The organism is Nocardiopsis sp. MG754419, assembly GCF_018207095.1.
Lineage (GTDB): Bacteria > Actinomycetota > Actinomycetes > Streptosporangiales > Streptosporangiaceae > Nocardiopsis.
Map to the genome: position 1 here is coordinate 1 of NZ_QOCZ01000222.1, position 6,779 is coordinate 6,779.

Annotated in this window: 5 protein-coding genes; 1 reads left to right on the plus strand and 4 read right to left on the minus strand. The window is 70.5% G+C overall.

Annotated elements, in window-relative coordinates:
* The coding region (locus DSY14_RS26215) for an AAA family ATPase (protein WP_211719289.1) at window positions 1–1,149 on the minus strand (1,149 nt) is incomplete at its 3' end.
* 118 nt (window positions 1,150–1,267) lie between these two features.
* Here DSY14_RS26215 and DSY14_RS26220 point away from each other — a divergent pair.
* Window positions 1,268–1,936, plus strand: coding sequence for a triacylglycerol lipase (locus DSY14_RS26220; RefSeq protein WP_211719290.1), 669 nt, complete (start codon window positions 1,268–1,270; stop codon window positions 1,934–1,936).
* Window positions 1,937–2,033: 97 nt separating this feature from the next.
* Here the strand turns inward: DSY14_RS26220 and DSY14_RS26225 are convergent, their stop codons facing one another.
* From DSY14_RS26225 to DSY14_RS26235, 3 genes are all read right to left on the minus strand, one after another.
* Complete coding sequence (locus tag DSY14_RS26225) at window positions 2,034–2,636, minus strand: DUF1349 domain-containing protein (protein WP_211719291.1); 603 nt, start codon at window positions 2,634–2,636, stop codon at window positions 2,034–2,036.
* Between the two features lie 84 nt (window positions 2,637–2,720).
* Entirely contained in the window at window positions 2,721–4,079 is a 1,359-nt protein-coding gene (locus DSY14_RS26230) for an MFS transporter (protein ID WP_211719292.1), read from the minus strand.
* Between the two features lie 322 nt (window positions 4,080–4,401).
* A complete protein-coding gene (locus DSY14_RS26235) occupies window positions 4,402–6,741 on the minus strand; it encodes an excinuclease ABC subunit UvrA (RefSeq protein WP_211719293.1) in 2,340 nt (779 codons plus the stop codon).
* Window positions 6,742–6,779: the final 38 nt, after the last annotated feature.

Below are 6,779 nucleotides of genomic sequence, written 5' to 3' on the forward strand. Positions count from 1 at the left end.
GAGGCGGGCGGCGTGTTCGTGCAGGAGCGCGGCGAGACGGTGTCCGTGCCGGTCCACCGCGCGCAGGGCGGCCGCCTGGAGGTCGGCGGCGGCGCGCTCGTCGGGGGCGTGCACGGCCAGGGCCCGGTGCCAGGCGGCCCGGTCGGCGTCGTGTTCCGGGGCCAGGTCCAGGTGGGCGGCGCTCCGTTCGGCGGGTGAGGCGCCGTGGTAGCAGGCGGAGCGCACGAGCGGGTGGGCCGGCACGATCGCTCCGCCGACCTCGGTGACCAGACCGGCTCGGCGGGCGGGTTCGAGGTCTCCGGTCGGCCGGTACCGAGGTTCGGCGCAGACCCGTAGGAGCGCCAGACGTACGGGGTCGGGGAGCGTGGCGACCGCGCGGGCGTACCGGTCGGTGAGGTCGCCCCGGGTGCGTGGTGGTCGGTCGAGCGCGATGGCCCCGGTGCGTTGGGCGGGGACGGCGGCGGCCAGGGCCTCCAGAGCGGCACCGGGGTTGCCCTCGGCCCGGTCCGCGAGCTCCGTGGCCACCGAGGGGGCGAGGTCGGCGCTCGCGGTGAGGAGGTGGACGAGGTCGGCGCGGTCCAACGGCCCCAGGGAGAGCGAGGGGACCCCCGCGAGACGGTCGGCCTGTCCCCGGGGGGCACTGAAGAGTGCGGCCACACCCCGGCGGGGGAGCCGGCGGGCCACGAAGGCCGTGGCCTCCAGGGACGGCGGGTCCAGGAGGTGGAGATCGTCCACGCACACCATCAGGGGCCCCTGTTCGGCGACCACCGTCAGCAGGCCGAGGACGGCGTTGGCGAGGGGGAGGGGTCCCGTTGAGACCCCGGTCTCCAGGGCCTGGGCGAGCACCGCGCGGCGTGCGGGGGCGAGGCGCCACAGGTGCTCCAGGACCGGGGTGAGGAGCTGGTGCAGTCCGGCCAGGGGGACGTCCTGTTCGCTCGGGGTGGCCCGAGCGTGCAGAACGGTGAGGTCGTGGGCCTCGGCGCGGGCCCGGTCGAGCAGCGCGGTCCTGCCCATGCCGGGCGCGCCCGTCACGATCAGGGCGCCGCCGGAACCGGATCGGGCGGCGTCGACGAGGCGGCGGACGGGGGAGAGTGCGCGGTCACGTCCGTACAGGGGAGCACGGCGCGTGAGCGGGGTCACGCTGATCACATCACGAAGTTACCCGTGAGTTAAGTCCGAGTAAAGAGACCGGCGATTCAGCCGATGCGCACAGCGTGACCCGGCGCACACAATCAAGGTCCCCGCTTCCCCCATTCACGGAGCTCCCATGAGACGCCTGACCTCCCTCCTGTGCGGACTCGTCCTCGCCCTCACCGCGGCGCTGCAGGCCGCCCCCGCCACCGCCGACTCCCACACCCCGATCGTCTTCATCCACGGGTTCATGGGCAAGGGCAACCAGTGGGACGACATGCGCGCCGCCCTCGTCGACTCCGGCTACCCCGAGGACCGGCTGCACGACTTCTCCTACGACTGGGCACGCTCCAACACGACCATCGCCGGCTACCTCGACGACCACGTCGAGGGCGTGCGCGACCAGCACGGCGCCGACCGCGTGCACCTGGTGACCCACTCCATGGGCGGCCTCTCCTCGCGCTACTACATCAAGAACCTCGGCGGCACCGAGACGGTCGACCAGTGGATCTCGCTCGGCGGCCCCAACAACGGGACCGACATCGCCAACCTGTGCCCGTCGCCGATCACCCCGTGCGACGAGATGCGGCACGGGTCCGCCTTCCTCAGCGACCTCAACAGCGGTGACCCGACCCCCGGTCCCGTCGGCTACACGACCCTGCGTTCGTCCTGCGACATCGTCATCTCGCCCACCGACAGCACCTCCCTGCCCGGAGCCGACAACATCCAGGTCGGATGCGTCGAGCACATCTCCCTGATGTGGAACAGCCAGGTCATCGACCACGTCATCGACATCGTCGGCTGACCCGGCCCTCGGCCGTACCCCGTTCACGGCCGACGGGCCCACCGGTCGACCTGTCGACACGTCCACCGACGGACGTGTCGACAGGTCGACCTTTCCTCTAGTGGATCTCCGCGGGCACCCGGCGCGTGAGCGTCAGGTCCCGGAAACGGGCCCGGAACCCGGCCCGCTGCGGGGAGCAGCACATGACGCCCACCCGACACCGCTCCGCCGGGGCCAGCGGCCCGAGCCGCAGCATCCGCCATGCGGCGCCGTCCAGGTACTGGACCTGGACGGAGTCCCGACGCCGGGTCAACCGCAGCGTGAACTCCGGTCCTCGATCCTCCGGGACCACCACCGACCAGTCCGAGACCTCCCGGGTCACGACCGCGCTCAGGTGCGGCACACCGTCGGTGTACTCGACCCCGGCCTTGACCCAGTTCGCCTCGTCCACCCGGACCATCAGACCGAGCTGGTCGTAGAGCTCCTCGTAGTCGCCGGAGAAGGTCACCTGGACGGTGAAGTCGCCCTCGACCTCGGCGGCGTAGAAGTGCCCGTCGTCCCGGACGAACCCGTAGTAGGTCTCCCGCCAGAAGTCGGCCCGGTCCCCGGTGGTGACCGTGAGGACGCCCTCCTCCGACCGCCACTCCGGTGGTTCGTTCCACCAACGCATCCCGTCGAGCACCGCGCCACCCTTCTTCAGGTCCGTGAACGGGACCAGCATCCGGCATGGGTCGGCCCGTGGACAAGACGACGGGGCGACCGATCGTTCGCACGATCCGTCGCCCCGTTCCTCAGGCGGGTGTGCCTACTTGATGACCTCGACCTCGTCCGCGTGCAGGTCGACCCCCTCCTTGACCTTCACCAGGGAGACGGCGATGAAGGAGACCACGGAGAGACCGACGATGTAGACGCCGATCGTCCACGAGGCACCGAAGTTGGTGAGCAGCAGCTCGGCGATCATCGCGGCGAAGGCACCGCCCAGGATCGCGCCGAGCGCGTAGCCGATCGAGACGCCCGAGTAGCGGATCTCGGCCGGGAACATCTCCGCGTAGAGCGCGGACTGGGGCCCGTAGCTCAGCCCGAAGGTCAACGTGAAGACGAAGACGCCCAGGAAGTACATGTAGATGTTCGCGGTGTCGACCATGAACCACATCGGCACGGCCCAGACGGCGAGCAGGACGTACCCGATCTGGAAGGTCCGCACCCGGCCGATCCGGTCACAGATCCAGCCGCCGTAGAGCGTGGAGACCAGCCAGCCGAAGGAGGCCAGGGTGGTCGCCAACAGGACCGGGCCGCGCTCCATGCCCAGACCGAACTCCTCGACCGGGCGTGAGGCGTAGGTGGCCAGGAACGCGATGACGAGGTAACCGGCGGCGTTGTTGGCCACGAAGATCAGGGCCGAGAGGATGACCTCGCGGGAGTTCTCACGGAACAGACGGCCCAGCGGCGCGGAGGACTTGGCCCGACGCTCCTGCATGAGCTGGAAGACCGGGGACTCCTCGACCGTCTTGCGGATGAGGTGACCGATGATGATCAGCGCGAAGGACAGCAGGAACGGGATGCGCCAACCCCACTCGAGGAAGGCCTCGGTGCCGATGATCGCGGTGATGAGCCAGACGACGAAGGTCGCCAGGATCATGCCGCAGGGCACACCGATCTGCGGGTAGGCGCCGAAGTAGCCGCGCTTGCCCACCGGAGCGTGTTCCACCGACATCAGGGCGGCGCCGCCCCACTCGCCACCGGCGGAGAAACCCTGGAGGATGCGCATGAAGATCAGCAGGATGGGGGCGGCCACACCGATCTGCGCGTAGGTGGGCAGAAGGCCGATGATGAAGGTCGCCACACCCATCATGACGAGCGTCGCCACCAGGATCCTCTTCCGTCCGTAGCGGTCGCCGAGGTGGCCCGCGACGATCGCGCCCAGGGGACGGAAGAGGAACGAGATGCCGATAGTGGCGAAGGAGAGCACCTGGGCCACGACCGGGTTGCTGTCGGACAGCGGCGCCAGGAACAGCGGTGCCAGCACCAGACCGGCCGCCTGGGCGTAGATGAAGAAGTCGTACCACTCGATCGTGGTGCCGACCATCGTCCCCGCGAGTACTTTGCGCCGCTCCTTCTGGTCGAGCGGTTTGGGACCGGGGGTCGCGGCGTCGGAAGTCGCCATCACTGCTCCGTATTTCTCTGCCGGCCGTGGCCGGGTTCGCTGGCGGGCTCACAACGCACACTCCACTCCGGCGAAACACGGGTGACGACGGAGCGGGATAGGGACGACATGCGCCAGAGCCCTAGGACACCATGCCATGTGAGCAGTGCCACTTTCTACACCCGGGTGGAACTTTTCCCAGTTGAGGGCATGCGACCTGACCGAACGGTCGGTGGGGAACCCCGGTTGTTCAGGCACTTCGAACCCCTCGCGACCGCATGGTCACTTTGCAGGGTCGACAAATCCGCACGGCGACAGGTCCACATGCCGAGACGTCGACTCGTCAGCGCCCCGCGAGCACGTCCTTGAGGTAGCGTCCGGTCCGGCTGTCCGGGGTGCCCGCGACCCGCTCCGGGGTGCCCCGCGCGATGATCCGGCCGCCCTCGGCGCCGCCGCCCGGTCCGAGATCGATGACGTGGTCCGCGCACGCCACCACCCGCATGTCGTGCTCGGCGGCGACCACCGTGGCCCCCGCGCCCACCAGGTCCCACAGACGGTCCATGAGCACGTCGGTGTCGTGCGGGTGCAACCCGGTGGTCGGCTCGTCCAACAGGTAGACCGTGTCGGCCACGCGCCGGCGCTGGAGTTCGCCGGAGAGCTTGATGCGCTGCGCCTCACCACCCGACAGCTCCGTCGCGGGCTGACCCAGCCTCAGGTAGCCCAGGCCGACCGCGCGCAGCGTCTCCAACGCCCGGCGCACCGGCGCCACCTCCGCGAAGAACGTCTCGGCCTCCTCCACCGACATCGCCAACACGTCGGCGATGGTCCTGCCCCGATAGGTGACCCGCAGCGTCTCGGGGTTGTACCGGGACCCGCCGCACGTGGGGCAGGAGGCGTAGGTGGTGGGCAGGAACAGCAGTTCCACCGACACGAACCCCTCACCCTCACAGGTCGGGCAGCGACCCCCCGCCACGTTGAAGGAGAACCGGCCCGCCCCGAAGCCGAGGTCCCGCGCCGTGTCGGTACCGGCGAACAGCCGACGCACCGTGTCGAACAGCCCGGTGTACGTGGCCAGGTTGGAGCGCGGGGTCCGTCCGATGGGCTGCTGGTCCACCCACACCACGCGGCCCCGCGCGGAGGCGCGTTCCTCCACCGCGGCCAGGAGGCTGGACTTGCCCGCCCCGGAGACCCCGGTGACGGCGGTGAACACCCCGAGGGGGAGGTCGAGGTCCAGGCCCCGCAGGTTGTGGCGGTCCACCCCGCGCAGTTCCAGGACACCACGCGGCTCGTGTGCGGACCGGACCGGCACCACCTCCTCGAACAGGTAGCGGCGCGTGACCGACCGGTCCTCACCGCGCAGCCCCTCGACCGGGCCGCTGAACAGCACACGACCACCGTTCTCCCCGGCGGCCGGACCCACGTCCACGACCCAGTCGCAGGCGCGCACGACGTCGAGGTTGTGCTCGACGAGGAAGACGGTGTTGCCGCCGTCCCTCAGTCTGCGCAGGATCCCGTTGAGCGCCTCGCGGTCGGCCGGATGCAGCCCCGCCGAGGGTTCGTCCAGGACGTACACCACCCCGAACAGGGCGGTGCGCAGTTGGGTGGCCAGCCGCAGGCGTTGCAGCTCACCGTGCGAGAGCGTGGGCGCCGGCCGGGCCACGTCGAGGTAGCCCAAACCCAGTTCCACCAGCACGTCGACGCGGCCGACGATATCGCCGGCGAGCACGCCCGCGGCGCCCTCCTCACCACGGTGAGGCCGCAACAGCGCCGCGAGCTCGACCAGGGGCATCCGGGTGAGTTCGGCGATGTCGTGCCCGGCGAAGGTCACCTGCAACGCCTCCCGTCGCAGCCGGAGCCCACCGCACGCGCCGCAGGTGCGGTTCTCCATGAACGCGGCCGCCTTCCGCCGCCGTGCCTCGCTGGCGGAGGTGCCATAGGCCTTGAGCACCAACCGGCGCGCGCTGCTGTACTCGCCCTGATAGGGCCGGTGGGTCCGCCCCGCCTCCCGTACCGGGTGGACCGTCACCACGGGCTGTTCGTCGGTGAACAGGATCCACTCCCGTTCCTTCGGGGGCAGCTCCCGCCAGGGACGGTGGATGTCGTGGCCGAGGGTGTCGAGGATGTCGCGCAGGTTCTTGCCCTGCCAAGCGCCGGGCCAGGAGGCGATGGCGCCCTCGGCGATGCTCAACGACGGGTCGGGGACCAGGGAGTCCTCCGTGACCCGGTGCTCGACGCCCTCGCCCTGGCAGACCGGGCAGGCGCCGACGGCGGTGTTGGGGGAGAAGGAGTCCGAGTCCAGGCGCGCGGCGCCCGGCGGGTGATCACCGGCGCGGGACAGGAGCATGCGCAGCGAGTTGGAGATCATCGTGAGCGTGCCGACCGTGGAGCGGCTCGACGGCGCGCTGCGCGCCTGGGCGAGGGCGACCGCCGGGGGCAACCCGGTGATGGCGTCCACCTGTGGGTCGGGGAGTTGGCTCAGCAAGCGTCGGGCGTAGGGCGCGACGGACTCCATGTACCGGTGTTGGGCCTCGGCGTAGACGGTGCCGAACGCCAGCGATGACTTGCCGGAGCCGGACACCCCGGTGAACGCCACCATCGCGTCGCGGGGCATGGCCACGTCCACGCTCTGGAGGTTGTGGATACGCGCACCGCGGACACGGATGTGATCGTCGAGTTCTGCCATGTCACCAGGCTTACCCCGCTCGTGGCACCACCGCGACC

Bases quoted from the DNA above. Each gene is read 5' to 3' on its own strand.
- DSY14_RS26220 (WP_211719290.1), top strand. From the start codon at position 1,268: ATGAGACGCCTGACCTCCCTCCTGTGCGGACTCGTCCTCGCCCTCACC.
- DSY14_RS26225 (WP_211719291.1), bottom strand. From the start codon at position 2,636: ATGCTGGTCCCGTTCACGGACCTGAAGAAGGGTGGCGCGGTGCTCGAC.
- DSY14_RS26230 (WP_211719292.1), bottom strand. From the start codon at position 4,079: ATGGCGACTTCCGACGCCGCGACCCCCGGTCCCAAACCGCTCGACCAG.
- DSY14_RS26235 (WP_211719293.1), bottom strand. From the start codon at position 6,741: ATGGCAGAACTCGACGATCACATCCGTGTCCGCGGTGCGCGTATCCAC.